Source organism: Candidatus Cryosericum odellii (genome assembly GCF_003570935.1).
Taxonomy (GTDB): Bacteria; Caldisericota; Caldisericia; order Cryosericales; family Cryosericaceae; genus Cryosericum; species Cryosericum odellii.
Genome location: NZ_QXIU01000171.1, coordinates 1 through 3384 on the forward strand (window position 1 = coordinate 1; position 3384 = coordinate 3384).

General features: G+C 58.4%; 1 protein-coding gene and 1 pseudogene. One reads left to right on the plus strand and one right to left on the minus strand.

Annotated elements, in window-relative coordinates; genetic code table 11:
• A pseudogene (locus SMC5_RS07085) lies at window positions 1-536 on the minus strand (tocopherol cyclase family protein); the annotation flags it as partial.
• 265 nt (window positions 537-801) lie between these two features.
• Here SMC5_RS07085 and SMC5_RS07090 point away from each other — a divergent pair.
• Window positions 802-3297, plus strand: coding sequence for an FAD-dependent oxidoreductase (locus SMC5_RS07090; RefSeq protein ID WP_119120150.1), 2496 nt, complete (start codon window positions 802-804; stop codon window positions 3295-3297).
• Window positions 3298-3384 lie beyond the last annotated feature (87 nt).

Here is a 3384-nt window from a genome sequence, read left to right on the forward strand (position 1 = left end):
CCCCAGTCCCGCTCCATGTAGGCCCGTCCTCCGGTGAAGTCCATCTCATCGCCGCCCTCGGAGAGAGAACCGACGATGCGAGGGTCGACGTTCGTAACGGCGTGATACCCCTCGAGAAACGGCAGGAAAGCAAAAGGCCCCATAGCCCCTGGTGCCCACGGGCGAATCGGCCACCCTTGCGATTGTGAGAATTGCAGGTCTCCTTTCAGGTGCAGGTCCGGATCATCGATGTCCACATGCATGGATGTCAGGCTGAAGCGGCTTCGGCCGACCGCGACGTCAAAGCGCTCGCGCGAGGACCAGAATTGCTGGGCAGGATAGCGGTGCATCGTCGTGCGGCCTGTCCGTCCATCGAGGAACTGGATGAAGCAGTACTGCTTGGCCGGGTCGCGGTCCATCCAGATGCCCGGTATGATTGCCCACACGTGCCGCTCGGAGGGGTCGACGACCTTGAAATACCACCCGTCAAATCCGCTGGGTCGCCATCCGCGGCCGTGGAACATCTCAGGATGCCAGACGATGTCAAGGTGCGTCATGCGAACAATTCTTCTCGGCCATAAAACGGTTGGCCTGCGTGCACGAATACTTTGCCCATGCTGTTCTCTGTCATGACTTCAGTATGGCGAAGGCGACTCCCTCATACAAGAGTCTATTGTGCGCCCACACGTTGTTGTCAATTTGTAGCATTGACTTTGTGATATATGGTCACAAACTTATTGAGTATTGTTTCATGGAATCCTGGTATGTGCGTGACGGTATTGAGGTTATGTGACGAAGAACACAAGAAAACAGGAGGAATACGTGAGAGTCATTATTGTTGGTGGAAACGCTGGGGGAGCTTCGGCTGCAGCGCGCCTGCGCCGCCTCGACGAGAAGGCGGAAATCGTCGTTTACGAAAAAGGAGACTACATCAGTTTCGCCAATTGCGGGCTTCCTTATCACATAGGCAATGTCATTACAGATCGCAGCCAGCTGCTTGTCCAGACACCTGCGTCAATGAAGGAGCGGTTCAATATCGACTTCCTGACGGGGCATGAGGTAACCAGTATTGATCGGCAAGCACACACGGTCACTGTAAAAGAACTCGCCACCGGCACCGAGATGACCGACCGGTATGACAAGCTCGTCCTGTCTCCCGGCGGCTCTCCCCTGCGCCCACCCATCCCGGGCATCGACAGTGAGGGCATCTATTCACTCTGGACCATCCCTGATATGGACCGTATCATCCAGGCCGTCCATGCTGGTGCCAGGAAAGCCGTCGTCGTCGGAGGGGGTTTCATCGGCGTCGAAGTCGCAGAGAACCTGAGGGAGCAGAAGGTCGACGTCGCACTGGTCGAGATGCTGCCGCAGGTGCTGGCGTTCCTCGACCCCGACATCGCTGCCTACGCTCATCAGGAACTGCAGATGCATGGTGTCGACCTGCACCTGGGTGATGGAGTCAAGTCGTTTGCGAAGAACGTGGACGGCACACTGATGGTAACCCTGACCAGCGGGACACAGCTTGCAGCAGATATGGTCATCCTCGCCATCGGCGTACGACCAAACACGCAGATAGCCGAACACGCTGGACTTACGATTGGCACCTCCCACGGCGTCCTGGTGGACGAGCACCTCCGCACCAGTGACCCCGATATCTATGCCATCGGTGACGTCATCGAGGTCGAACACTTCGTCACGAAGAGCAAGGCGCTCATCCCGCTGGCAGGCCCGGCGAACCGGCAAGCACGCATTGCTGCCAACAACATCGCAGGCAGAGATGATATCTACAAAGGAACACAGGGCACGTCGATCGTCAAGGTCTTCGACCTGGCAGCAGGAGCCACCGGCGCCAGCGCGGCTCTGTTGACAAAAATGGGTATCCCTTTCCGGTCCATCACCATCCATCCGGGTTCACACGCCGGATACTACCCGGGGAGCACGCCAGTCCATATCAAACTGCTCTACAGCCCCGAGGGCAAGTTGTTCGGCGCTCAGGCCGCCGGCTACGACGGCGTGGACAAACGCATCGACGTCCTGGCCACAGCCATGCGTCTGGGCGCTACCGTCGACGACCTCACTGACCTCGAACTTGCCTATGCTCCACCTTATGGCAGTGCCAAGGATCCAGTGAACATGGCTGGCTTTGTGGCCCAGAACGACCTCGAGAACCTGGCACCCGTCGTGACACCTGACCATCTGACCGAGGAACTCGCCAAGGGAGCCGTTCTCTTGGACGTGCGTGAACCGGAAGAGACGTCCTGTGGCATCATTCCCGGCGCACTGACCATTCCACTTCCCGAACTGCGCAACCGTATCGGCGAGTTGCCCACGGGAGCAAAGATCATCCTTACCTACTGCAAGGTCGGACTGCGTGGGTACGTGGCGCAGAGAATCCTGGTCCAGAACGGGTTCCAGGTCGCCAACCTGACCGGTGGCTATACAAGCTGGGAGGCTTCTGTGACACACGGTATCGAAGAACAGCCGACACGGCTCGAACGCGAGGCGGACGATCAGCAGACCTGCACAAGCGGGCCGTGCGCTACAAAAACAGAATTGCTGGCACCACGCGCCCCAGCTTCGGCCAAAACCGTCGAGATCGATGCCTGTGGCCTTCAGTGCCCGGGGCCGCTGCTCAAGTTGAAAGAAGCGCTCGCAACGACAGGGCCGGGTGACATGATCAAGGTCACCGCCTCGGACCCCGGTTTCTACGCCGACGTCGCAGCCTTTGCCCAGGCACAGGGCCTGGAAGTGGTGGACCGCCAGCGTGGAAAGCTAGTTACGGCGACACTGCGGAAGCCCGCTCAGGCTGCCGCCACAGCAGGAGTCGTTGTCGTCCCAGGCAAGGCGGACGACCACGCGACCATCATCGTGTTCAGTAACGACCTGGACAAGGTCATCGCGGCGTTCATCATCGCGAACGGCGCCCAAGCTATGGGCAAGAAGATCAGCATGTTCTTCACCTTCTGGGGCCTGAACGTCCTGCGCAAAGATGAGAACGTGCGCATCAAGAAGACATTTATCGAACGGATGTTTGGCATGATGATGCCGCGTGGTGCCACGCACCTCATCTTGAGCAAGATGCACATGATGGGTATGGGTACCGGCATGATCCTGGGCCTCATGAAGAAGTACAACGTGACGCCTGTCGAGGCAATGATGCGGTCTGTCCTCGATGGCGGCGGCACATTCATCGCTTGCACGATGTCGATGAACCTTATGGGAATCCACCGCGAAGAGCTCATCGACGGCATTGAAGAAGGCGGTGTGGCGACCATGCTGGGCGACGCTGACCAAGGTCATATCAACTTCTTCATCTAGTCTGTTCTATCGTTGCAGAAAGCGCGCCCCGGCACACAGCCGGGGCGATCGTTATTGGTCCAGTGCTTCGTCGATCCTACGCGCCGT